The following is a 24,626-nucleotide window of genomic DNA, read 5'->3' on the forward strand; positions in this document are numbered from 1 at the left end:
ACAGTGCAGGCCGATGAATCAGGGAGCTGCCGGTATTGAACCGGCAGCATGCCGGCAGCCCGGATTCGGGACTTACTCTTTCAACCGCTATTTCCAACCTCAATCTGATTTTCAATTCTAATTTTATTTTCCATCCTAATCTTATTTTCTATCCCGATTCCGTTTCAAGAATCAGTCTTATTTCCGATTTCAATCTTATTTTTATTTTCATATATCGTTTTCAAATTCAGCTTTATTCCCAAGCTTAATTTCATTCTCAATCTCATTTTATCTTTAATTCCCAATCATTTTTATGTTTAATTTATTCTCATTTATTTTTAAATTTAAAATTCAAAAATCATGAAAAAATCAATCTGGAAACAAATCTTACAAGTGATTATCACGATAGCTACTTCAATTGTCTCCGCCTTAGGCGTGACTTCCTGCATGGGACACATCTAATATAACGGACGGAGAAGATGAAGGAAATGAAAGAACTTTCCCTAAAAGAAGAATATATCCCGCGCAGCATCCAGTACATCGTTGTGCATTGCAGCGCCACGCGGGTGAATATTCCTTTCACGGAGGAACAATTGCTCAAATGCCATTTGCAGCGGGGTTTCAAACAAATCGGGTATCACTTTTACGTGACGAAAGACGGAATGCTGCACCACACCCGCCCGATGAGCGAAGTGGGAGCGCATGCGCTGGGATTCAACCTCCACAGTCTGGGCATCTGTTATGAAGGCGGACTGAACGAACTGGGGAAACCGGAGGACACCCGGACAGCCTTGCAGAAAGAGACGCTCCGGCGGGTTCTGGGCGAACTGAAACAGCTTTATCCCGAAGCGAAAATCGTAGGCCACTATCAGTTGAGCGCCAATATCCACAAAGCATGTCCTTGTTTCGACAGCCGGAAGGAATATGAGGACTTGTAGAATCATGAAAGGGTAAAGCCTGAACTCAATTTCGGATGAAGGTGATTTTTAATCTTTAATCTGAAACCCGGCTATCCCGGTCAACCGTAGAAAGAAATCGTATCATTACCCAAATGGAGTTTGATACGATTCTTTTACGTTTACTTGTTATAGTTTACTTAAAAAAACACCTTTGACACTGGAAGGCTTGATATGATTATTTTTATATTTAACTGTTACAATCTACTTTGAAGATACCCCTGACACCACAAGGTTTGATACGTTTTTTTATGTTTAACTGTTACAATCTATTTCGAAGATACCTCCGACACCGAAAGGCTTGATATGGCTTTTTTTATGTTTAACTATTACAGTCCGTCACTTTTTCGAATACCCACTTCTGTAAATACTTAATTCAGTTTTGCATACTCTCGCATTTATAATTCATAAGTGATAACAAAAAATCCCTTCTATATTAGATTTAATTTACTGGGTTGCAATATATATTATATTTTACAATATACTAATATTCAGCGATTTACAACAACAATCAAATGAATAGTTTACTATTTAGTATCATTTTAGTACCCCTATTTAACCAATGCAATAATCCAAACAATGAACAAATAACATCATAGAACTGAAAACTGAACTTGATTTTATCTTATTGTCAGAAAAATGCCTATAAATATACTTTGTACTCATGTTTTGTAATTTTTCTCCGAAAACATAAATTATAATTCGTCATATGGAATTTTATTTGTATCTTTGTACTGTGTGTAACAGATAAATTCAACGAATATGATAGCAGAATTCACTATTGAAAATTTTTTCTCAATAAGGTCTCCGCAAAAGATAAGTTTTGAGCCTTCATCAGATACTTTTATGTCTGACGAATATTCGTATGAAGTCAAGAAGGGGGTAAAGTTGCTGAAAGTGGGAATCATCTATGGTGCTAACGCTTCCGGCAAAACCAATATCTTGAATGCTGTGGAATTTTTCAGAAAGCTTGTTCTTAGGATGCCTAAAAACCGAAATGAGAAAACAGGGGTCGTTCCTTTCATGCTGGATGACACATCAAGGAATGAAAAGACGAAGATGTCGATGGTATTCTATATCAATCAGTCGAAATATATCCTTACTTTTGAGTTGGATGCAAAATATATCCATACCGAAACATTGATTGTTTACGATTCCATTCGCCCTACCAAACTGTATAGCCGCAGTTATGATGCAACAACAGATTCCACGACAATAGATTTCGGCGTAAATCTGAAAATGCCACGGAAGAGTCAGGATGTAATTTCCGGCAACACTATCAATAATTGCAGTGTGCTTGCCGCATTTGGCAAAAGTAATGTGGAACGGACTAAGTTGAATGACGTGTACGACTACTTTGCCAAACAGGTAAAAGAGGTGCTTGCTCCCGGCATGCTACTCTCAGGGTATGTCAAATCACGATTGGATAAAGACGGGACAGGAGATTTGAAGAAGTTTGTTTTAAACCTCCTGAAAGCATCTGATTTCAACATAGAAGATGTCGTATTGCACGAAGAGGAAGAATTGATTACACCGGAATTGGAGCAAGTGATTCAAAATGCCCCCATCGATAATGAGGCAAAAGCCGAAATGCTCAAAAAAAGCAAAATTACAAATACTGAATTGACCTTCAAGCACAAGGTTGACGACAAACTATACGATTTGTCCGAAGAATACGAATCTAACGGCACTATGAGATTCTTGGGAATGGCAGTGATTCTGAATTTCTTGTTAAAGACCAATCGGTTTGTGCCTATCGATGAAGTCGAGACAAGCATTCATTATGAGCTGTTGGCTTATTTCATCAAAGTCTTTTTGGCAAACAGTGAAGGAACATCCCAAATGTTGCTGACAACGCACGACATCAATCTTCTCAACGAGGATTTCATTCGCCGTGACACGATATGGTTTACCGATAAAGATGAATGCGGCGAGACGAAAATTGTACGTCTCTCCGCTTTGGGCCTGCACAAGAATCTCTCCCCATATAATGCCTACAAGCAGGGGAAGTTAGTAAAACTACCGTTTCTCGGCAGCCAGTACATCAACCTAAACGACAAATGACATGGGGCGGACAGTGACAAAAAGTATAGCTATTATCGGCGAGGGAGAAACCGAATGGTTTTATTTCGATTCTTTGAGGGTAGCGTGCCGTTATCCTTTCAAGGTTGCGCCTGATTTTCCACAGCACAGCGACATCAATCATATTCTGAAACTGGTAGAATCCTACTTGAACAAGCAATATGATTTCATCGTATGCCTGTTTGATATGGACAGGTTATTTCAGTTTCCTTCTGAAATGCAATTGTATCAACGAGCAAAGAGAAAGTATGGCGCAAAGAAATACGCCGGCAAAGTGATGTTTGTAGAAACGAACCCATGTACGGAATTCTGGTTCTTGCTTCACTTTCTGCCCAATGTGATTTGTCGGCGGTATGAGAGTTACGAGCAACTGCTTCCGGAGCTACAGAAGTATATGCCGGGATATGAAAAGACAAAACGGTATTTCATACGTACCAACCTCTACAAATACTTGACAGAGAACGGTGATTTGGAACGAGTGATGTCAAATTCAAAGAAGCTCTGCCAACTTTGCCAGGAATCACCTGAAGATTTGAAGGCATACTCCGAAATTCATCAGGTTATAGAACTACTCGGCAATCTGGAGGCACATTAAAATAGTTCTTTAAACACACCAACCGGATTACATTCCGGTTGCATATAAGCAAAATCATTGTCAAAGGGAAAAACAGGAAGAAGAGGTTTTTTACTTCCCAAAAGCTTCAATCCGTAAGATTTTCAACATTCAATTTCCTGTCCGGTTTAAGAATTTCCAGTCTGAAACGGTCTCTTCCCGTGTCGCGTTATTCAAACCGATAGATATTTATTCGCTGTTCCCGGTCTTAACGGCATTCTTTTCAGTTTCATTCTCCCGGCTTCCCATTCCACAGGCAGGAACTTTTCTGCAACGGCAGTTCCAACGGGAACGTCCCATTAAAATTTGACCTAATATTCCTTTTTATTATTAAAAAAAGCGGGTGTTTTTCCGGCGGCGATTGAATTTTACTTCCTTTTCCATATATTTGCGCCCGCATTTTATGACACTTTACTAACTACTCTTATTTTATTAATAGAACAGACTAAACCGGATAGACCTAATGGAGAAGATAAACGCGGTAATTACGGGAATCGGGGGATATGTGCCCGACTATGTATTGACGAATGACGAGATTTCCAAGATGGTGGACACTACTGATGAATGGATTATGGGCCGTATCGGTATTAAAGAAAGGCGTATCCTGAAAGAGGAAGGGCTGGGGACTTCTTACATAGCCCGCAAAGCCGTCAAGCAACTGATGCAACGTACACGGACCAATCCGGACGATATAGACCTGGTTATCGTCGCCACCACCACTGCCGACTACCGTTTCCCTTCCACGGCTTCTATCTTATGCGAAAGGTTGGGACTGAAAAAGGCGTTCGCCTTCGATATGCAGGCCGTATGCAGCGGTTTTTTATATGCTCTGGAGACCGGAGCCAATTTTATCCGTTCGGGAAATTACAGGAAGGTCATTGTCGTAGGGGCTGAGAAGATGTCGTCTATCATTGACTATACCGACCGGGCAACCTGCCCGATATTCGGTGACGGGGGCGCCGCCGTCCTGCTGGAACCCACCACCGAAGACTGGGGTATCATGGATGCCGTATTGAAGACGGATGGCAAAGGCCTGCCTTTCCTCCACGTGAAAGCCGGCGGGTCTGTATGCGCCCATTCTTATTATACGCTGGACAACCGGATGCATTACATTTATCAGGAAGGACGCACCGTATTCAAGTATGCGGTAGCCAGCATGTCTGATGCCTGCGAAGCTGTCATTGCAAGGAATTGCCTAAGCAAAGACGATATAGACTGGGTGATTCCCCATCAAGCGAACTTGCGTATCATCAATGCTGTAACGCAACGGCTGGGGATACCTTCCGAAAAGGTCATGGTTAATATTGAACGTTACGGTAACACAAGTGCAGGCACTCTCCCACTCTGTCTCTGGGATTTCGAACACCAGCTCAAAAAAGGTGACAACATCATTCTGACGGCCTTCGGAGCCGGATTTGCCTGGGGAGCTATGTATATGAAATGGGGATATGACGGAAATACCCACTGATAACGGAAAGGTTTCAAAAACGGACCGATGAGATGTTCTTAGTTATCTTTGGGTTGTCTTCCGCAAGTGAAAGATACAGTTTTCCTTTGTATAGTCTTTATTCTTTTATGAATCAGAACTGTACAAGGGAATTTTTCTTTAATTTAACACTTGGGGACCTACATATTCGAATATCTACGTATCCAGATACCTACACAACCAAACATCTACATAATCGAAATATCTGCATACCCAAATACCTACATGCCCGAACATCGACATAATCGAAATGTCTGCATACCCAAATACCTACACTACCGAACATCTACACAATCGAAATATCTGCATACCCAAATACCTACACTACCGAACATCTACACAACCGAAATATCTGCATATCTGCATATCCGGATACCTACACGCCCGAACATTTACACAATCGAAATATCTACACATCCAAATACCTACACGCCCAAACATCTATACAATCGAAATATCTGCATATCCGGATACCTGCACATCCGAACATCTACAACCGAAATATCCACACATCCAAATACCTACACACCCAAACATTTACACAATCAAAATATCTGCACATCCAAATACCTACATACCCAAACATCGACACAACCAAAATATCTGCACATCCCTACCCATCCAAATACCCCCACCCAAACAATCCATACCTCCCAACACTTCCGGACCCCGAATTGAAAGTCTTAAAAAATATGCATGATTGTTTTCATTGCATAAAAAAATAATTATTTATATTTCGGACGAACCAACCTTTCAAAAAGAGTTTTTACTTTTGCGTCTGACACATATGTCAAATATCATTGTAAAACCGAACTATTATGCTTAGAATAGGGATTGATGTAGGTTCGACAACAGCCAAGCTAGCGGTTACGGATACAGCCGGCAAGATTTTGTTTTCGAGATACGAAAGGCATAATGCAAAAGCGAAAGAGGCTGTTAGCAACATATTGAAAGAGGTGTTGGCGGAATTGGGCGACCGGGATACCTGCGTAAATATTACGGGGTCTGTCGGTATGGGTATTTCCGAACAATTGGGATTTCCTTTCATTCAGGAAGTGGTTGCCGCCACTAAAGCGATACAGAAGGACTATCCCTGCGTCCGCTCCATGATAGACATAGGCGGGGAAGATGCCAAAGTCGTGTTTTTCAAGAATGCCGAGGCGACCGACCTCCGCATGAACGGGAACTGCGCGGGAGGTACGGGAGCGTTCATAGACCAGATGGCGGTTATCCTGGGAACAGACATCGAAGAGCTGAACACACTCGCGCTGAATGCGACACAGATATACCCGATTGCTTCCCGTTGCGGAGTGTTCTGCAAAACGGACATTCAAAACCTGATAGCCAAAAACGTGAGCCGGGAAGACATTGCGGCTTCCATCTTCCATGCCGTTGCCGTGCAGACGATTGTGACGCTGGCACACGGCTGCGACATCGAAGCCCCGGTCTTGTTCTGCGGCGGTCCGCTTACCTTTATCCCCGCACTGCGCAAAGCCTTCACCGAGTATCTGAGGCTGGAGGACAAAGACATCATCTTGCCGGAAAACGGTACGCTGCTGCCTGCGTTGGGCGCCGCCCTTTCGCCTGTGGAAAACGAAAAGACATACCGGCTCTCTTGCCTGATAGCCCGGCTGGACGACAGCCTGAAAAAGACGGGCAACCGGCAATCCGGTTTGAAACCGATATTTTCAAGCCGGGAGGAATATGATGGGTGGAAGGACAGGATTTCAAGGCATGAGATTCCCACGGCTGCGTTCAAGGCGGGAAAGCAGGATGTATTCATCGGTATCGATTCCGGCTCCACCACGACTAAAATCGTCGTGACCGACACGGACGCGCGGCTTCTGTACACTTATTACAACGTCAACGGCGGAAACCCCGTCGAAGCGGTGGAAAAGGGATTGCTCCGATTGAAGGAGAAATGTCTGGAACACGGTACGGTGCTGAATATCAAGGGCAGTTGCTCCACCGGCTACGGAGAGGACTTGATAAAAACCGCATTCCAGTTACATTCGGGGATTGTGGAGACTATCGCGCATTACGTAGCCGCCCGTTACCTGAACAAGGAGGTGTCTTTCATTCTGGACATCGGCGGGCAGGACATGAAGGCAATGTTTGTGAACAACAGCGTCATAGACCGTATCGAGATTAATGAAGCGTGCTCTTCCGGATGCGGTTCGTTTATCGAGACTTTCGCCAAGACTCTGGGATATACGGTGAGTGACTTCTCGCTGGCCGCCTGCCGCTCTTCCCTGCCGTGCGACCTGGGCACGAGGTGTACGGTATTCATGAACTCGAAGGTGAAGCAGGTGCTCCGCGAAGGCGCCACGGTGGACGACATAGCGGCGGGACTGGCTTACTCCGTCATCAAGAATTGCCTCTACAAGGTTTTGAAACTGAAAGATGTGTCGGTTCTCGGACGCAACATCGTGGTGCAGGGAGGGACGATGCGCAACGACGCCGTGGTCCGCGCTCTCGAACTCCTGACCGGGGCGGAAGTTGCCAGATGCAACGTTCCGGAACTGATGGGGGCTTTCGGCTGCGCCCTGTATGCCAAAGACCATTGCGACGTCTCCGCCACGCTGGACGAGATTATCTCCAAGGCGCATTATACGTCTCGTCTGCTGCATTGCAAAGGGTGTGACAACCGATGCCCCGTCTACCGCTACCGCTTTGACAACGGGAAGGATTATTATTCGGGGAACCGGTGCGAGAAAGTCTTTACGAACGGGGAAAGCGGGCGAAAGGGAAACAATGTCTACCGGCTGAAAGAGCAGCTTCTTTTCCGGCGCAACGGGACGGAGGCGGAGGTTGCCCGCATGACGGTCGGTATTCCCAGATGCCTGAATATGTATGAGAATTTCCCGTTCTGGCATACGCTGTTCACCTCATGCGGCATACGGGTCTGCCTTTCCGATGCGTCGGACTTCACGCATTACGAGGAGAATGCGCGAATGGTGATGTCCGACAACATTTGTTTTCCCGCCAAGCTGGTGCACAGCCACATACGGAATCTGCTCGACAAGGGAACGGACCGCATCTTCATGCCTTTCGTGATTTTCGAGAAGCGGGAGAAGGAGCAGAACAGTTACAACTGTCCCATCGTCACGGGTTATTCCGACGTTGTAAAGAGCGTGCAGTCTGAGGGAATCCCCATTGACTCTCCTGCCATCTCTTTCAAGGACAGGGAGTTGCTATTCAAGCAATGCCGGCGTTATCTAAGCGGGCTGGGAATCGGCGGGGCTTTGGCGGAGACCGCTTTCTCACTGGCGGAAAAAGAGCAGGAACAGTATGAACGCACGCTGGCGGACTACAACAGGAGGATATTGCGGGAGGCAAGGGAGAAAGGCCGTTTTGCCGTATTGCTTGCCGGCCGCCCGTATCACACGGATGCTCTGATACAGCATAAAATCTCCGACATGATTGCGGACATGGGTATCGACGTCATCAGCGACGATATCGTGCGCGGCGAGGAGATTGAAGTCGGCGAGGTGCATTTCCTTGCTCAATGGACGTATCCCAACCGCATACTGAAAGCGGCGCAATGGTGTGCCATGCAGGACGGCGGCGTCCAGTTTATCGAAATGACTTCTTTCGGCTGCGGCCCCGACGCTTTCCTCACAGACGAGGTGCGCGACTTGCTGATGCGAAAGGGGAAGACGTTCACTTTGCTGAAACTGGATGATATCAACAATGTAGGCTCCATGAAGCTCCGGGTGCGCTCACTGGTGGAAAGCCTGAAAATATCCGGGGAGCAGAGGGAGGACAGGAAAAAGGCGGAGGCATTCGGGACTGTCCCAATTTACGACGGGAGTTTCCGCGGCCGGAAGGTGCTGGTTCCCTACTTCACTCCTTTCATGTCTCCTCTGATTCCCGCAATCATGCGTGTGGCGGGATATGACGCGGAAAACCTGCCGCTAAGCGACACGGAGTCGTGCGACTGGGGACTGAAATACGCCAACAATGAGATCTGTTATCCCGCCACGCTGATTGTAGGCGATATCGTCAAGGCTTTCAAGAGCGGCAGGTATGACCCCGGCAAATGTGTGGTCGCCATGACGCAGACGGGCGGGCAATGCAGGGCCAGCAACTACGTCGCCGTGATAAGAAAGGCACTGGCGGATGCGGGCTACGCGGATACTCCTGTCGTATCCCTGACGTTCGGCGGCTCTATCGAGGACAGGCAGCCCGGACTCAGGATTAATTGGCTGAGAGTCTTGCCGGTGGCTTTCCGGGCTGTGTTGTACAGCGATTGCATTTCCAAGTTTTACTATGCTTCCGCAGCGCGCGAGAAGAAGGCGGGACAGGCGGCGCAACTGAGGGATATGTTCCTGAACACGGCGGAAGACTTGATACTGAAAAACCGTTCGAGGGATTTGTTCAGTTATCTGGCACTGGCCGCCAGGCAGTTCAACGGGATATGCGAGGATAAGCCTTGTCCCAGAGTCGGGGTGGTCGGGGAGATTTTCCTGAAATTCAACCCGTTCGCACAGAAGAATGTGACGGACTGGCTGGCGGAGAGGGGAATCGAGGTGGTCCCTTCCATCCTGACGGATTTCTTTATGCAGAGTTTCGTGAACAGGAAGGTCAGGGTGGAGTCGGACATACAGAGAAGGACGCTGCCGGAGTTTGTCTACAAGTTCGGATACAGGGTGGTCCGGAGCCAGATAGAGAAGGTGAACAGGATAGCCGGGAATTTCCGTTATTTCACTCCTTTCGCGGATATTTTCGAGGAAGCGGAGGAGGCCGCGAAGGTGGTGTCGCTGAACGCCCAGTTCGGTGAGGGATGGCTGTTGCCGGCAGAGATTATCTCATACGCGCGGCAGGGGGTGACGAATGTGGTCAGCCTGCAACCGTTCGGATGCATAGCCAACCACATCGTATCGAAGGGAATCGAGAAGCGCATCAAGTCGCTCTGCCCGGAGGTGAATATGTTGTCGCTGGATTTCGACAGCGGGGTGAGCGACGTCAACATTGTGAATAGAATGCTGTTATTTATTGATAATCTGAAAAAATAAAATTATGACTGAGAATATCGAGAACAATGATTTGGAGGCGAGAATCATCGAGGCTGCCAAGTCTTCATTCATCGAGAACGGGTTCGCCGAGACCAGCATGAGCGAGATTGCCGCCAAGGTGGGCATAAACCGCCCTGCCCTGCACTATTATTTCAGGACGAAGGACAAGATGTTCAAGGCTGTCTTCGGAATGATTATCCAGTCAATCGTGCCCAAGGTGCAGGATATCTTGCTGAGAAAGGACGAGCCTATATCGCAGCGTATCGGGAATGTGGTGGATACGTATTACGCCGTTTTCCGTGAGAATGCTTGCCTGCCGCTGTTCGTATTGAGGGAGATGCACCGGGATGTGGATTATCTGCTGGACACGATTCGGTCTTTGCACATGAAGGATGCTTTCGGCAGACTGATTGCCAGCCTGCAGGAAGAGATGGAGGAGGGAAAGCTCAAGCCGGTTCCTTTGAGATTCTTGTTCTTCACGTTCTACAGCTTGCTGACTTTCCCTTTCCTTACCAGGAATCTCGGCTCCCGCGTTTTTACGGAACAGGGGGAATCGTTTGACGATATGCTTGCCGAATGGAAAACGTACATCGTCGCGCAAATGGAAAGCCTGCTATGCGTGAAGTGAGCCGGACGAATCCGTGAAAAGGCAGGGGGCTCCTCCGGACGGGGAAACGGGGGGCTTTGCCTTACAGGATGTATGAACGGATATTTGCTTTATGACTGTTAAAAAAAATAAATAATAAAGCGCTGTTTTCCTGCTTTCTGCGGGAGGTATTAATTTTGTGCCGAAATTTTGACACATTTATGTTGATACGCAGGCAAAAACAGATTTTCCGGATTATATGTATGGCTATGTTACTGCTCATACACGGGGATGCGTATGCCTATGAGCTGGCTGTTTTTTTCTCTGCGGAAAAGGATTGGGAGCAGATGCCTTGTACGGTGCATGACACGGGGAGCACGGAAGCCGACGGTGAGGATATAGAATGGTGTGACTCCGTATATAAGAGGGTTGTCCCCTTGCAACGCACTTTTATCAAGTGTTTTCTGCTGATGTTTTCTGTTTTCGTTTTTTTACGGTTGCCGCGTATTCCATTCCCGCGCCTCTGTTCCCGTGCCGTCAAAGGGGAAGCGGCGGGGTCGCAACATCTGATATACTGCACATTGCTCATTTAGCCTTGCTCATTTAGCCGCGAAACGGCTATTCCGGCTTTATGTTCCAGGGCCGTTCTTACTGCCGGTCCTCTTTCTTTTATTACAACAAACATTATCATACTAATACTATTTTGTAATCTTTATGAGAATTTTTTTTCACAGGATTACAGCCTTGTCGTGCGTGATGGGGCTGTTATCTGCCTGCCAGTCGGCAGGCAACCGTCAGGTAGGAAAAGACGAGACCGTACCTGTAACTGTTCTTCAACCCACTACGGTGGAGTTGCCCCGTTCTTATGTTGCCGATATCCAGGCTATCCAGTTTGTAGAAATCAAGCCGAAGGTGGAGGGTTTCGTACAGGAGGTGCTGGTTGACGAGGGGGAACTGGTGAAGAAAGGGCAGCCGATGTTCCGGCTGAGTTCGGAGAGTTATGCGGAAGCCGTAAAGGAAGCGGAGGCTAACTACAAGCAGGTGCAGGCGGAGTTGGAAATGGCGAATTATGAGACGGAACGCATCCAGCGGCTGGTGGACAAGCAGATTTTCTCTCCGATAAGGCTGGACCAGGTAAAACGCGAGCGTGAAGTGGCGAGGATGAAGGTGGCGCAGGCACGCGCCCAACTGCAACGTACTCAGATGGAATACCGGTACACGACTATCACCGCTCCGTTCACGGGGTATGTAGACCGTATCCCGTACAAGGTGGGCAGCCTGGTGAACCCGGAAAGCCTGCTGACTACCGTAAGTGATATCTCGGAGGTTTTTGCGTATTATAAGGTGAACGAGAACGAATATCTCCGCTTCAAACGCGCGCAACTGAAAGGGGAACAGTTGCAGGAGACGGACAACGTGGAACTGATATTGCCGGACGGAATGCCTTATATGCACAAGGGACGGCAGGAAACGGTGGAGGGGGATTTCGAGCGCGGAACCGGCTCTATCGCCTTCCGCGTACGTTTCCCGAATCCGGACGGGTTGCTGAAACACGGCGTGACCGGCAAGGTGCGCATGATGACGCGCATGGAGGATGTATGCCTGGTTCCGCAGAAGTCTACGTTCGAAATCCAGGATTTCACGTATGTTTATCTGGTCGATAAGGAGGGTGTGGCGAAGGTGCGCAGCTTCAACCCGATTGAACGGTATCAGAATTATTATATCACGCAGGATTTGCAGCCGAACACGACTATCGTGTATGAGGGCGTGCAGATGATTCGGGATGGCGCGAAGATTAAAACTGATACGGTCTCTTTTGAGGACATCAAACAGGAACTTCATTTGAATAACCTCCAAAGATAGTATAGCTTATGTTCAAATTATTTATCCGAAGACCGATTCTTTCGGCGGTAATTTCCGTGATTATCGTGTGTCTGGGGGCGCTTTCTATCGTATCGTTGCCTATCACCCAGTTTCCGGACATCGTGCCTCCCGCAGTGACGGTGACGGCGCGCTACACGGGCGCCAGCGCGGACGTGATGTCCAAAACGGTTGCGACTCCGCTGGAACGCGCTATCAACGGCGTGTCGGGAATGACGTATATGACTACCGTATGTACCAACGACGGCATGTCGCTCACGACTGTGTATTTCAAGGTAGGGACGGACCCCGACGTGGCGGCTGTCAACGTGCAGAACCGTGTGACGACGGTGCTCGACGAGTTGCCGGAGGAGGTTATCCGGGCCGGCGTGGTGACGGAGAAGGAGGTGAACAGCATGCTGATGTATCTGAACGTATTCAGCAGCGACAGCACGCACACCGAGAAGTTTGTCTATAATTTTGCGGACATCAACATCTTGCGGGAGCTGAAACGTATTGACGGCGTGGGGCTCGTGGAGATTATGGGAAGCCGGGACTACGCCATGCGCGTATGGCTGAACCCGAACCGCCTGGCGGCTTATAACATGGTTCCCCAGGACGTGACCGAGGCTATCCGCAAACAGAATATCGAGGCGGCTCCCGGCAAGACGGGTATCAGTTCCGACCGTCTGCCGCAGCAGTTGCAGTATGTGCTTCAATATACGGGTAAGTTCAGCACTCCGGAGGAGTATGGCGAAATCGTGCTGAAGGCTTTGCCCGACGGCTCGCTGCTCCGGCTGAAGGATGTGGCTGCAATCGAGTTTGACTCGGAAGACTACAACATGATTTCCATGACCGACGGGCGTCCTTCGGCTTCTATCATGATTAAGCAGAGGCCGGGCTCGAACGCCCGCGAAGTGATTCAGAACATCAAGCAGCGGATGGAGGAAATCAAAGAGAGCAGTTTTGCTCCGGGAATGGATTATAACATCGCTTATGACGTGTCGCGGTTTCTCGACGCTTCCATCGAGTCTGTGCTGAAAACGTTGCTTGAGGCTTTCTTGCTGGTGTTTATCGTGGTGTATATTTTCCTCCAGGATATCCGCTCTACTCTGATTCCCGCCATCGCGGTCCCTGTCTCGCTGGTCGGCACGTTCTTCTTTATGGAGATGCTGGGGTTCTCTGTCAATATGCTTACGCTTTTCGCTCTGGTTCTTGCCATCGGGATTGTGGTCGATAATGCCATAGTGGTGGTGGAGGCGGTGCATGTGAAGATGCATGAGAACAAGTTGTCGCCATACAAGGCGTCTGTCGCTGCCATGAAGGAAATCGGCGGGGCGATTGTCGCCATCACGCTGGTGATGTCTGCCGTATTCGTCCCGGTAGGTTTCATGGAGGGTACTGTGGGGATTTTCTACCGCCAGTTCTCCCTGACTCTGGCTGTGGCTATCGTCATTTCGGGTATCAACGCCCTGACCCTCTCCCCCGCCCTCTGCGCCTTACTGCTCAAACCGGCGGGTACGGGCCGGAAGAAGCTGACTTGGCTGCGTAAGTTTTTCATCGTTTTCAACCGGGCTTATTACCGTTTCGAGAACCGTTATAATCTCGGAGTGCACAAGTATCTGGGACGGAAGGCTTTCACGTATGCTACTTTGCTTATTTTCTTGCTGGCAACCTACGGAATCAATCTGGTCCTGCCCACCGGATTTATACCGAATGAGGACCAGGGCATGATATATGTCAATGTGGACGCGCCTCCGGGGGCTACGGTGGAACGCAGCGAGAAGGTGTTGAATGAGATACAGGCTGCTTTGCTGCCTTTTGACGAAATCGAGAGTATCTCGACATTGGCGGGCTACAGCCTGATGACGGAAACGGAGGGGGCGAGCTACGGAATGGGGATGATTAACCTCAAGCCTTGGGGCGAGCGCGAAGAGAGCGTGGACGAGCTGATGCAGGTTTACAAGGACCGTACTTCTCACATCAAGGATGCTGACATCCAGTTTTTCCTGCCTCCGTCTGTTCCGGGCTTCGGCAATGCGAGCGGATTCGAGCTGCGGCTGCAGGACAAGACTGCCGGGGATTTCCATGAGTTCGCAGCAGTGGCGGACGATTTAGTGGAGAAGTTAAACGCGGACCCGCGTCTGGCAGGGGTCACTTCCGGGTTCAACCCGAACTTCCCGCAGTATTTGCTAAAGGTGGATTTGGCAAAGGCCGCCAAGCTGGGAGTGGAACTGGACAAGGCTATGGAGACGCTTCAAGCGTATATAGGCAGTTTTTATTCTTCTAACTTTATCCGTTTCGGGCAGATGTACAAGGTGATGATTCAGGCGTCTCCGGAATACCGGATGAATCCTGAGGATTTGTATCATTTTTATGCCAAGAACAAGGACGGGAACGTGGTGCCGTACTCGAATTTCATGACTATGGACAGGGTGTACGGTCCGAGCCAGATTACCCGTTACAATATGTTTACCTCGGCACTGATTACGGGTGAAGGGGAAGGCGGCATCAGTTCGGGTGAGGTGATTGCCGCCGTGGAGGAAATCTGCAAGGAGGTGCTTCCGCGCGGGTATGACGTGGAATGGTCGGGCATGACTCGCGAGGAGAAGGATTCCGGCGGGCAGACTCTTGTCATTTTCGGTATTTGCCTGTTGTTTGTTTATCTGTTGCTTGCCGCTCAGTATGAGAGTCTGTTATTGCCTTTCTCGGTAATTCTTTCTCTGCCTGCGGGGATTTTCGGTTCTTATTTCTTCCTGCAACTGGCGGGGCTGGAGAACAACATTTACGCACAGGTGGCTTTGGTGATGCTTATCGGGCTTCTGGGCAAGAATGCGATTTTGATTGTGGAGATGGCGAACCAGTTCCGCAGCCGGGGATTGTCTCCTCTGGAAGCGGCGGTAAAGGGGGCGGTGAGCCGTCTGCGCCCGATTCTGATGACTTCATTCGCTTTTATCTGCGGACTGATTCCGCTGTTACTGGCGAGCGGCGCCGGCGCGCTGGGGAACCGTTCCATAGGTACGGCAGCGGCAGGCGGCATGTTTATCGGGACGGCTGTGGGTATTTTCCTGGTTCCCGGATTATATTTGATTTTTGAATCTTTGTCGGTACGATTGAACCGCAATAAAATACGTTATGAAGATGATGATGAATAGCATAAGGATTTGTTCGGTTATGGCCGCCACGGTGTGGGTATTGGGGGGATGCAAGGCTCCTTCTCTCTCACCGGTGGAGAGAATTGACTTGCCGGACACGTTTACGGGGCGCACGGACACGGCTACGGTCGCCTCTCTTTCATGGAAAGCTTTCTTTCCCGATTCTTGCCTGGTTGCTTATATGGATACGGCTCTGGCCGGGAATCATTCGTTTTTGCAGACGATGGAGAATATATCCATAGCGCGGGCGCAACTGAAAACCAGCAAGGGGGCGTTGTTGCCTGAGGTTGCATTGGGGATTGACGGCGGTATCCAACGGTTTGGCGAGTTTACGATGGACGGTGTGGGCAACAGCACGACTAATACCCCGGACTTGCCGGAGAACAAGCATATCCCCGACCCGTACAGGAATCTGAACCTGGGACTGAGTTTCCAGTGGGAAGCGGATATCTGGGGGAAGCTTACGGACAAGAAACGGGCGGCTGCCATGCGGTGGATGCAGTCTGTAGAGGCGCAACGGCTCGCCCGCACGATGCTGATTTCCGAAGTGGCTACGCAATATTACGGCTTGATTGGCCTGGACAGGAAACGGGCGGTACTGGAGGAGGCTATCCGCAAGACCGGAGAGTCTTGTGCCCTGACTGATGAGTTGATGAAGGAGGGGGAGGTTTCCCGTCTGTCGGTGGACCAGTTCAACTCGCGCCGGCTGCAACTGAAGGAGATGTTGCTGGATACGGAGTTGCAGATATCGGATGCGGAACGGGCGTTTGCCTTATTATTGGGGAAGTTGTCCATGAAGGTGGTACGTCCGGATTTCAATACGATGTCTGCTTACCGTTTTCCCGGCGAGGTGGGTATTCCCGCCCAGTTATTGAGGAACCGTCCCGACATCCGGGCGGCCGAACTGGAGCTGCTGGCTTCCAAGTCTGACTTGTCCGCCGCCCGCAAGGCTTTTTTCCCTTCACTGACAATAGGCGGAAGTGGAGGGTTCAATGCGTTCAACCTGCAGGAGTGGTTCGCTTCTCCGGCCTCACTGGCGTATAACATCGCAGCGGGTATCAGCGCACCTATTTTCAAGCGTCATGAAATCCGCGCGTTATGGCAGACTTCTAAAAGCCGCCAGAGGATTGCTTTGCTGAACTATCATTATACGGTATTGCGCTCTTACCAGGAGGTGGTGAGTCTCATAGCCGCCTCCGAGCAGATGAGCAAACGCAAGGCTCTCAAACAGGAGGAAAGCCGGATTCATAACCGGTCTATCAATAACGCGAATGAGTTGTTCAAGACCGGTTTTGCGGGGTATCTGGATGTGTTGTCAGCCGACGAGCGTTATCTGGAATGCGAACTGGAACGTATCGAGCTGAATACTGCTTATTGCCAGTTGCATGCCCAATTATACAAGGCGCTGGGAGGAGGCCGTTTTTGATATTGCGTTGTCGGTCGGTATAGGGATGTTTCTTTTTGGAAAAAAGGAGGTTCTTATATTGAAAGAAGGATGTCCTAAAGCGAAAAGAAAGGATGTCCTAAAGCGAAAAGAAAGGATGTCTTAAAGCGAAAAGAAAGGATGTCTTAAAGCGAAAAGAAGGATGTCCTAAAGCGAAAGAAGGATACCCCAAAACGGGTTCCGGAAATTGAAAATCGGCACTGTCCAGAATTTTGTGTAAATGTAATCCGACAGACTGGAATCTCTCAAAACAGTAATCCCCTTATTTTACCTGACATTCTCCGGAATGAAGGTTAAAATAAGGGGATTGTTTTGTCATATCGTCTATCATCGCACCGCTTACGGATGAACAACGAAAGGTGTCCCGTTTTTCCGCTTTAAGGGTTGCCGGTTTCAAACGAAGACCGTATCGGATATTATATTATTGATTACCGATTTCCTTACTGCCTTGAGAACCTAAATAGACTTTTGAAGTTCGCTCGTCACGTTCACAATATTCTTTCATGAAGAACTCTTTAATTGCGACCAAGCGGTTTAACCCGACTTGCATGCCTAAATAGGTAATTCCGAAACCACCTTGCCCAAGTACTTTTTCAATTTTATATTTACCTCCTTGAAGGAGTGTGCCTATTTGTATATTCATAATTGATTAGATTCTATTTCCTCGTTTATCTATACGGAAAGTTTCACCATTCAGTTCTGCCTTAGTTTCCCCGCCTTTAAAGCTGGATACGTTATTATATTGGCACTGGACAACGATGGTACCGCTTTTATCTATAAACCCCCATTTTCCATTTATGCTCACTGCCGCTAAACCTTCGGAGAAACTATTGGCAAAATCATATATGCATTGAGTAACCATCTTGCCACTTTTATTAATAAACCCATATTTTCTATCAAAAAAACCTTCTTTTCCATTTATTCCCACTAATGCCAGTCCTTCGGAAAACGGCTCGGCATAGTTGTATTTAAACGAAATCATTGTATTCCCGTCTTTGTCTATATATCCCCTTTTGCCATTTTTCTCGACTGCCGCCAGCCCTTCTGAAAATGACTCTGCATAATCGTATTTCAATGGGATGACAATGGTCCCGTTTTTATCAATATATCCCCATTTTTTGTTTTTATTTATCAGGGCTATCCCTTCACTAAACCCATAGTGTGCAAGACGCAGATTCTCTTTCAATGCCTGTTTCTCGTCCAATGCCGTACTTTGTGCTACCGATAGAACCGTGGTATCAGCAACAGCAACAACGTCATTTAGTACTGGCGTGTTCTCTAAAGCTGCTATCGAATCTCCTATCCGGATGGAATCCATGAGAGCTAATTCACGTTTTTTAGCTTCATTGCCTCTGTAAGAAACAGAGAATAATATCACTATACCGGTTAATATGGCGACACTGACAATCAATGTCCATGTAGATTGACTCAGATTAAACTTAGGTGTTTTTTCATCGGATGTTTGTAACTTTTCTTCATCCGTTATAATCTTTGTCGTATCATCACTGTTTATAGAAGATGACATTGGCTCTTTCTCCTTTTGGCTATTAAGGAGTATCGAAAAATTCGTTATTGTTTGCGGACGTTCTTTTCTTCTGGGGTTCATAGCCTTTTCAATGGCTCTTTGGGTAGTATCCGATATTGAACCCGACAGTTCCGGTAAACCTTCATTCAATACCAGGCTTGCCTTAGGGGGCTTTACTCCTGAAAGTAAAAAAAACAGAGTGGCTCCCAATGAGTAAATATCTGTTGCGGGAGAGAATTCACTGACACCGCCCGGCTCGTACTGTTCCATAGGAGCATATCCTTCACTAATGCCGACAGGAGTACTGCTAGTCTGGTTGCCGTCCGGGTCATACTGTTTTGAAAGCCCGAAGTCTATCAATAGTACTTTCGTTCTATCAGCAGTTATCAATATGTTGCTCGGTTTTATATCAAGATGGCACAACCGGTGGGTATGCATGTAACCTAATGCCGCCGCTAACTGAGAGATATAATTCAGTGCCGTTTTTTCTGTCAAAGCACCCGACTGACTGACGTATTGCTGCAAAGAACCGCCGTCAATATATTCCATTACATAATAGGATGTTCCGTTCTCATCAAAGACATCCAAAACTTTGACTATGTTCGGATGGTTTAATTTGGACAGGTTCTCTGCTTCTTTCCTGAATTTTTTCCGATAGCTTTCAACTTGTTCTATGCTGCCGGTTGACGGGACGGAAACGTGTTTGGTATATTCATCCCTATTACATAGCTCTTTCATAAAGAACTCTTTAACAGCGACATTTATTTCTGTTTGTATGATTCCCAGTGGTCCTTTTATTTCCACTTTCATTGTTGCTAAATAAGTGATGCCGAAACCACCTTGCCCAAGCACTTTTTCTATTCTATATTTCTTGCCTTGGAGGAAAGTTTGAAATGGGAGCTGCATAATTCATTGTTTATTAGTTGTCGGTAACTATGATTATTCTTGTTTTTGATTCCTGTCTTCATTCCGGGTCTTATCATGGGAATCTTTCTTTACGTTTTCAATTTGCGGCTTTTTATCCGGTTCTTTTTTGGATATCCGTTTTATAAAAAGTGAAGAGGCGGCATAAAGAAGCACAAAGAGCAGTACACAAAAAACCGAAATTTTTATGATGGAAGAAACACGCTTATGGCGCTTGTTTTCTTTTGGTTCTTGAACGGTTTTATTTGTCTCGGCCGGGATATTTTCGTCTGATAGACTATCAAGCACATGAATGAGATAGGCTGAATGATTGTCTTTGTTGTTTTCACTTACTTTAATCAGTATATCCAACTTCTCTTCATCACTATTCTTTGTTTCCGATAGTATGTTCAACAGGTTTTCATCTTCTGTCTCTTCCAACATCCCGTCCGAACACATAAAGAAATAATCATCCGGCCGAATATCCGTAATATGTTTAAGCTCAGCTTTAGGACGTCTTTCAAGATTGGGCTGCATGGCACGAGTGATGACGTTCTTTTGTCTGAATGTTTTGGCCTCCTCAGGCGTTAATTCTCCTATTTCAATCAGGTCATTCACGAGTGAATGGTCTCGCGTTTTAAACAGGATTTTCTTTTCTGAAGGACGAATATGGTAAATACGGCTATCTCCGATATGAGCTAACAGGCAACCATCGTCATGGAAGTGCAAGAAAGTCATGGTGGTCCCCATCTTTTTTGCCGCACCGTTGTCTTTAGCATCCAATTCGTCATACGCAGCGTTTAATGCCTGATTGAACTGTTCATCTGTGAAATTATCTGTCGGAGTGTGTGCTAAAACATACTTACTCATGGCTTCGCATACAGTCTGGCTTGCTATCTCTCCTGAATCATGTCCTCCCATTCCATCGCAGACGAGGAATGTACGATCGTTTTTTGTTGCTTTTCCATAATGTGGGAATATAGAGTCTTCTTGGTTGGCTCGCTGCCCCAACTCATAAATCGCCAATGGTTTTAATATATATTTCATCTTCTTTTATTTTCCAATTTATAGGATAGTTTCGTCTTCCGAATCAAAAACAAATTGCAACACTGTATTCGCCATTTTCAAGGTGTCTCCTCCATGTAATACGATACGGTCTCCGTTCTCTATTTTTAGGCAATTCACATATGTGGCATTTTTATTCTGTGCATTCGAGAAATAGTGGATATAATCCCCATCTTGCTTTTTATGGACTTCAATAACAGAATGCGCACGACTCATGTAACGATCATCCGTATTAATCTGTATGGTAGAATTAGATGACTGTGCTTTTCTTCCGATGGTATTCTTACCGAGCGAAAGCGTATATTCCTCGTTTGTCCCGGGCTTTCTAAGTTTGCCAATACTTTTGGATTTAAGTCTGTCGTGCAAATTGTTGCCTAATTGTGTGGCATCTCCTGCCGTAGTCGCATCGTCCATATCATATTGTGATTCTTGCCTCTGACTTGGAATTTTATAATCTACATAACGGGAGACTTTTTTACATACCGGACAAGGAATAGATTTATTTTCCAAACCGGTCATATTTTTAATAGTCAGAACTGCCCCGCAATTGGGGCACTTGATTTTAAGTAATTCGGGTTCCATTTTATTTTTTTACATTTTTCACCACACTATAACCGGCATCGTATCACTAAACTTTCCCCACATGACCGGATGTTGTTTATTATTTGACAGTTCTTTTACTCCTTTACTGACATATAGGAACAGTTCTTTTGCCGTAATTATCCTATCACGATTAGCATCAGCTCCTCCACGTAAGCCACGCTGCAAACAGGTAGTGAAGAATCCGTTTTGCATGGTGCGACGCTCGATTGATACCTCATTGTCGCGGGAGGACAAGAAGAGCATTACTTTCAAGGAAGACAAAGATGATGGCGCCGACGAACTGTTTCTTGAGTTTCTCATCTTACCTGAAAAACAAGCATCTGCAAATATCATCTTGTTTTTCGACGGGCTTTTAGCCATTACTTTTCTCACATCTTGATAGGAAATCCTTTCATCATACCCGACAAATCCGCCTTTATATCCATGTCCGCTGAAAAAGAGAACAATGATATCATCGACTGTAGCTTTACTAAAAAGCTTGCTCATGCCGGTTAACACGTTACTGCGGGTAGCCTGTCGATTTGTCAATATTACTGTTTCTGCTTTCTGATTTTTTTGATAGACCCATTGAATGGCTTTTGCATCTTTGGCCGGAAGTGTGAGGTCATTCTCCGTACCCGGATAATCTGCTATCCCGACAGATACCAAATAAATCTTTTGGGCAGAAGCTTTTCCACAAAGGATGCAAAAACAGGCTGCCAAAAACAATATTTGCTTCATAACTGATGTTTTAGATGTTAAGCAAAGTCAACCGGCTCAGCATCATTGGTATAATCCGGCAGTTCTGCCAAATAATTATCCTGGGGACTTATATCCAATTGTTGTTGAAAATCGGCTACTTGTATTCCTTCATCCTGTATGTTGCATATTTCGCTCTCACTGATGACTCCGTCGCTATTCATATCTGCTCCCATAATATCAAAAGTGCCGTCATGATTTACATCCACGACAAAGACTTCATGGCCGCTTATTTCCATTTGTCCGATAGTAGCTACGGAGCCATCTTCCATTGTCGCCTCATGAACGCCTATTATTTGAACCTCATCAAATGTTTCGTTGTTTTCAGGCTCTACGTTAACGACGAGGTCCTCTCCGACTCTCCCGCCACCCGGCATGGTATCTGTGTGAATTTCGGCAGATATTGCTTCTGTGCTTGTATCGTTTTGATTGGAATCTTCATTATTTGCTGTGTTTTCCCCGGTCCCATAAGAGATACGGCTGCCAAATTCCGCACGTTCTTCTGCAGTCATTTCGTTCCATTCATTTGCATAGTATGTACCATAAACGCCTCCGTTCCACTCAAAAACTCCGCCCGGTCCCACTTCCTGACGTGCTGCCGCAAAGGCCTCACTAAAAGACAGGTCATCACTTACTGTAGCTACAGGAAGCCCTTCTACGCTAATAGCAGAATCTTCTGAAACCGGGAGTGCTTCTCCGCTTGTTGAGGATTGACTACCGTGCCCTGGAGCGTCCGCATCATCATATGCGCTAGTTGAGCCTGTAAAGAATGTACTCGTACTACCTAATAATATTCCCGATACTCCGCCTATTACAACTTGTTTCCAGGAACGGTTCTTTTTAGTAAGTTCTTCCCGCGGTTCTTTCTGCTCTTTCGTTTGTTTATCAGATAGTTGTGTCTCTTCATTTTCATTCTCATACTGATTGAGTATAGTCTCTTCCGATTTCATAAGGCTGCAATTTTTATGGTTATTAATTCTGTTTTATATTAAATAAGGTAGGTAATCATCCGTCACGTTGTCATCATATGTTTCATTAATACTATCAACGGATAGGGTGTCTATGGTTTGATTTATAGAAATGTCCATTATTTCTTGCATATCCGAATGGAGAATCGCTCCTTCTGTCGGATATCCGATATTTTCCAAGTGCATCCCATTAGATTCTACAGCAACAATATTCACTTCATCATTATCCGGCAGAACTGATGGTTCTGTAATATACGGTTCTGCAGTATATGGTTCTGTCAATACATCACCCGTAGATGAAGATAGCGTTTCGACAGGTATCACTTCCGGTCGATGAATTTCAACAGTGACTTCGTTGTGTTCAGTCATTTTGCCGTCATCAATGATTTCTTCTTGTTCACTTTCCAATATTCCGGCAGAATATGCCGCTGTTGCAAAAGCCGCTCCTCCAGTTACAGCACCAATTCCAGCCGCTATCGCCCAATCTTTATCTCGATTAAATTCTGACATTGATTGAGCTTTTGTTTCTTCTTTTTTTTTCATAATTGTTTTTCTTGTCTTGCTTCAAAGGTACCGAATCATTCTATAAACCAGATATTCCATAAGGTGTATTACATGAAATATAGGGATTTATGTATGAAGGGGGTTGCTTTTCAATTTTTATTTTTCTGCTTACAAAAGAGTTTCTGATTGTAACTGCATATGCTATTATTTTTTTGTTTTGTTTGATAATGCTTGAATAGGACGGCTTCCTTTGCCTCTGCTATTGTCTGTTTTTTGTGAGATTGTCAATTATTCGTGTATTTGGATTTACAGTAGGGACAACCTGGCATTTTCTTTAAGTCATCATATTGTTGATAGCCCATAAAATGGTGACAATCCGGATTAGGGCATACATAATCTTTATGAAACTTCTTATCTAAATCATCCAGAAATTTAGGAAGTGTGGAAGATGAACGATAAGTAACTATAAAGAAATACACACCCAACAAAAGGCCTGCAGAATATAAAGCTACACGCAACGAAGTGTACTCGGCTATACCGGGAATAAAACCACAGAATATGGCAGACATAGAAAATACACTTGTTACCGATCGTATTGCTACAGATTTCTTTTCTTTAATCTGTATCCGGAGTTTGGTGTCATGAAACTCATCCCAAACTTTCTCAAGATGCCGAATAGAATATGTTGAAGGTGATGCGTTCGCAACTATCTTACATATTGCAGCTATGTTCAAATAGTATCGGTCACTTCCCAATTCTACACGATCATTATCGGTTATATGCTTAGATTCGACTTCTACACCGTTTACATAAGTTATATTTCTTATATTGGTGATTACATAATTTCCTTTCTCTTTTATAGTCAGCTTACAATGTTGACGACTTACTGACTTGGGCACACTCCCGTTTTCACCAAGAAAAAAGTCTTTATTATCTACACTGATACGCAACCGGCTATTAGGCGATTCTCTCCCTATGACAATTTCCATCATTATCCTATACTTGTTTTAAAGTTAAAAAAAGTTCTTTCAGTTTTTTCAAAGCTTCTTTTGAAATTTCCACTTGATAGGCAAATGAAGAATAATCACTTAAGGTGAGTTCTATCAATTCAATTTATCCTCTTGTATCAGACAGCAGAACT

General features: G+C 46.1%; 19 protein-coding genes. 11 read left to right on the forward strand and 8 right to left on the reverse strand.

The features are described from left to right. Positions 1-339 precede the first annotated feature (339 nt). The 11 genes from Q5076_RS12070 to Q5076_RS12120 all read left to right on the forward strand — a co-directional run bounded on the left by Q5076_RS12070 (position 340) and on the right by Q5076_RS12120 (position 17,161). On the forward strand, positions 340-441 hold the full coding sequence (locus tag Q5076_RS12070; RefSeq protein WP_303013626.1) for a smalltalk protein: 102 nt from the start codon (positions 340-342) through the stop codon (positions 439-441). 17 nt (positions 442-458) lie between these two features. Further along, complete coding sequence (locus tag Q5076_RS12075; protein WP_303013628.1) at positions 459-917, forward strand: N-acetylmuramoyl-L-alanine amidase; 459 nt, start codon at positions 459-461, stop codon at positions 915-917. Between the two features lie 780 nt (positions 918-1,697). Further along, on the forward strand, positions 1,698-2,999 hold the full coding sequence (locus Q5076_RS12080; protein ID WP_303013630.1) for an ATP/GTP-binding protein: 1,302 nt from the start codon (positions 1,698-1,700) through the stop codon (positions 2,997-2,999). 1 nt (position 3,000) lies between these two features. Continuing rightward, positions 3,001-3,612: an RloB family protein gene (locus Q5076_RS12085; RefSeq protein ID WP_303013633.1), complete on the forward strand. Its 612-nt coding sequence runs from the start codon at positions 3,001-3,003 to the stop codon at positions 3,610-3,612. A gap of 481 nt (positions 3,613-4,093) precedes the next feature. Then, on the forward strand, positions 4,094-5,098 hold the full coding sequence (locus tag Q5076_RS12090) for a beta-ketoacyl-ACP synthase III (RefSeq protein WP_303013635.1): 1,005 nt from the start codon (positions 4,094-4,096) through the stop codon (positions 5,096-5,098). A gap of 836 nt (positions 5,099-5,934) precedes the next feature. Beyond that, positions 5,935-10,134: an acyl-CoA dehydratase activase gene (locus Q5076_RS12095; RefSeq protein WP_303013638.1), complete on the forward strand. Its 4,200-nt coding sequence runs from the start codon at positions 5,935-5,937 to the stop codon at positions 10,132-10,134. A gap of 4 nt (positions 10,135-10,138) precedes the next feature. Next, positions 10,139-10,762 carry a TetR/AcrR family transcriptional regulator gene (locus tag Q5076_RS12100; RefSeq protein WP_303013640.1) on the forward strand — a complete coding sequence of 208 codons (624 nt, stop codon included), beginning with the start codon at positions 10,139-10,141 and terminating at the stop codon, positions 10,760-10,762. Between the two features lie 221 nt (positions 10,763-10,983). Then, complete coding sequence (locus tag Q5076_RS12105; protein WP_303013642.1) at positions 10,984-11,313, forward strand: hypothetical protein; 330 nt, start codon at positions 10,984-10,986, stop codon at positions 11,311-11,313. 121 nt (positions 11,314-11,434) lie between these two features. Next, positions 11,435-12,583 (forward strand): efflux RND transporter periplasmic adaptor subunit, encoded by a 1,149-nt coding sequence (locus Q5076_RS12110; protein ID WP_303013643.1) that lies wholly within the window; start codon positions 11,435-11,437, stop codon positions 12,581-12,583. Positions 12,584-12,591: 8 nt separating this feature from the next. Beyond that, the gene (locus tag Q5076_RS12115) at positions 12,592-15,735 is read left to right on the forward strand and encodes an efflux RND transporter permease subunit (RefSeq protein WP_303013645.1); all 3,144 of its coding nucleotides are present in this window, start codon (positions 12,592-12,594) and stop codon (positions 15,733-15,735) included. Beyond that, positions 15,722-17,161, forward strand: coding sequence for a TolC family protein (locus Q5076_RS12120; protein WP_303013647.1), 1,440 nt, complete (start codon positions 15,722-15,724; stop codon positions 17,159-17,161). Before Q5076_RS12115 ends, Q5076_RS12120 begins: the two co-directional genes overlap by 14 nt. 439 nt (positions 17,162-17,600) lie before the next feature. On the opposite strand, the gene Q5076_RS12125 is transcribed toward Q5076_RS12120, so the two are convergent. From Q5076_RS12125 to Q5076_RS12160, 8 genes are all read right to left on the reverse strand, one after another. Then, positions 17,601-17,822: a hypothetical protein gene (locus tag Q5076_RS12125; RefSeq protein WP_303013649.1), complete on the reverse strand. Its 222-nt coding sequence runs from the start codon at positions 17,820-17,822 to the stop codon at positions 17,601-17,603. A 6-nt stretch (positions 17,823-17,828) separates the two neighbouring features. Continuing rightward, positions 17,829-19,610 carry a WG repeat-containing protein gene (locus tag Q5076_RS12130; protein ID WP_303013652.1) on the reverse strand — a complete coding sequence of 594 codons (1,782 nt, stop codon included), beginning with the start codon at positions 19,608-19,610 and terminating at the stop codon, positions 17,829-17,831. 33 nt (positions 19,611-19,643) lie between these two features. Then, a complete protein-coding gene (locus Q5076_RS12135; RefSeq protein ID WP_303013654.1) occupies positions 19,644-20,654 on the reverse strand; it encodes a PP2C family serine/threonine-protein phosphatase in 1,011 nt (336 codons plus the stop codon). Between the two features lie 18 nt (positions 20,655-20,672). Then, positions 20,673-21,254 (reverse strand): FHA domain-containing protein, encoded by a 582-nt coding sequence (locus Q5076_RS12140; RefSeq protein ID WP_303013657.1) that lies wholly within the window; start codon positions 21,252-21,254, stop codon positions 20,673-20,675. 18 nt (positions 21,255-21,272) lie between these two features. Further along, a complete protein-coding gene (locus Q5076_RS12145; protein WP_303013660.1) occupies positions 21,273-21,995 on the reverse strand; it encodes a caspase family protein in 723 nt (240 codons plus the stop codon). Between the two features lie 17 nt (positions 21,996-22,012). Further along, positions 22,013-22,963 carry a hypothetical protein gene (locus Q5076_RS12150; protein WP_303013662.1) on the reverse strand — a complete coding sequence of 317 codons (951 nt, stop codon included), beginning with the start codon at positions 22,961-22,963 and terminating at the stop codon, positions 22,013-22,015. Positions 22,964-22,996: 33 nt separating this feature from the next. After that, a complete protein-coding gene (locus tag Q5076_RS12155; protein ID WP_303013664.1) occupies positions 22,997-23,524 on the reverse strand; it encodes a hypothetical protein in 528 nt (175 codons plus the stop codon). Positions 23,525-23,769: 245 nt separating this feature from the next. Continuing rightward, entirely contained in the window at positions 23,770-24,477 is a 708-nt protein-coding gene (locus tag Q5076_RS12160) for an FHA domain-containing protein (protein WP_303013666.1), read from the reverse strand. Between the last annotated feature and the right edge of the window lie 149 nt (positions 24,478-24,626).

Origin of the sequence: uncultured Bacteroides sp. (assembly GCF_958445495.1) — a bacterium.
Lineage (GTDB): Bacteria > Bacteroidota > Bacteroidia > Bacteroidales > Bacteroidaceae > Bacteroides.

What these genes read in the sequence shown, in the direction of transcription:
- Q5076_RS12070 (WP_303013626.1), top strand. Translation starts at nt 340, where the DNA reads ATGAAAAAATCAATCTGGAAACAAATCTTACAAGTGATTATCACGATA.
- Q5076_RS12075 (WP_303013628.1), top strand. Translation starts at nt 459, where the DNA reads ATGAAGGAAATGAAAGAACTTTCCCTAAAAGAAGAATATATCCCGCGC.
- Q5076_RS12080 (WP_303013630.1), top strand. Translation starts at nt 1,698, where the DNA reads ATGATAGCAGAATTCACTATTGAAAATTTTTTCTCAATAAGGTCTCCG.
- Q5076_RS12085 (WP_303013633.1), top strand. Translation starts at nt 3,001, where the DNA reads ATGGGGCGGACAGTGACAAAAAGTATAGCTATTATCGGCGAGGGAGAA.
- Q5076_RS12090 (WP_303013635.1), top strand. Translation starts at nt 4,094, where the DNA reads ATGGAGAAGATAAACGCGGTAATTACGGGAATCGGGGGATATGTGCCC.
- Q5076_RS12095 (WP_303013638.1), top strand. Translation starts at nt 5,935, where the DNA reads ATGCTTAGAATAGGGATTGATGTAGGTTCGACAACAGCCAAGCTAGCG.
- Q5076_RS12100 (WP_303013640.1), top strand. Translation starts at nt 10,139, where the DNA reads ATGACTGAGAATATCGAGAACAATGATTTGGAGGCGAGAATCATCGAG.
- Q5076_RS12105 (WP_303013642.1), top strand. Translation starts at nt 10,984, where the DNA reads ATGGCTATGTTACTGCTCATACACGGGGATGCGTATGCCTATGAGCTG.
- Q5076_RS12110 (WP_303013643.1), top strand. Translation starts at nt 11,435, where the DNA reads ATGAGAATTTTTTTTCACAGGATTACAGCCTTGTCGTGCGTGATGGGG.
- Q5076_RS12115 (WP_303013645.1), top strand. Translation starts at nt 12,592, where the DNA reads ATGTTCAAATTATTTATCCGAAGACCGATTCTTTCGGCGGTAATTTCC.
- Q5076_RS12120 (WP_303013647.1), top strand. Translation starts at nt 15,722, where the DNA reads ATGATGATGAATAGCATAAGGATTTGTTCGGTTATGGCCGCCACGGTG.
- Q5076_RS12125 (WP_303013649.1), bottom strand. Translation starts at nt 17,822, where the DNA reads ATGAATATACAAATAGGCACACTCCTTCAAGGAGGTAAATATAAAATT.
- Q5076_RS12130 (WP_303013652.1), bottom strand. Translation starts at nt 19,610, where the DNA reads ATGCAGCTCCCATTTCAAACTTTCCTCCAAGGCAAGAAATATAGAATA.
- Q5076_RS12135 (WP_303013654.1), bottom strand. Translation starts at nt 20,654, where the DNA reads ATGAAATATATATTAAAACCATTGGCGATTTATGAGTTGGGGCAGCGA.
- Q5076_RS12140 (WP_303013657.1), bottom strand. Translation starts at nt 21,254, where the DNA reads ATGGAACCCGAATTACTTAAAATCAAGTGCCCCAATTGCGGGGCAGTT.
- Q5076_RS12145 (WP_303013660.1), bottom strand. Translation starts at nt 21,995, where the DNA reads ATGAAGCAAATATTGTTTTTGGCAGCCTGTTTTTGCATCCTTTGTGGA.
- Q5076_RS12150 (WP_303013662.1), bottom strand. Translation starts at nt 22,963, where the DNA reads ATGAAATCGGAAGAGACTATACTCAATCAGTATGAGAATGAAAATGAA.
- Q5076_RS12155 (WP_303013664.1), bottom strand. Translation starts at nt 23,524, where the DNA reads ATGAAAAAAAAAGAAGAAACAAAAGCTCAATCAATGTCAGAATTTAAT.
- Q5076_RS12160 (WP_303013666.1), bottom strand. Translation starts at nt 24,477, where the DNA reads ATGATGGAAATTGTCATAGGGAGAGAATCGCCTAATAGCCGGTTGCGT.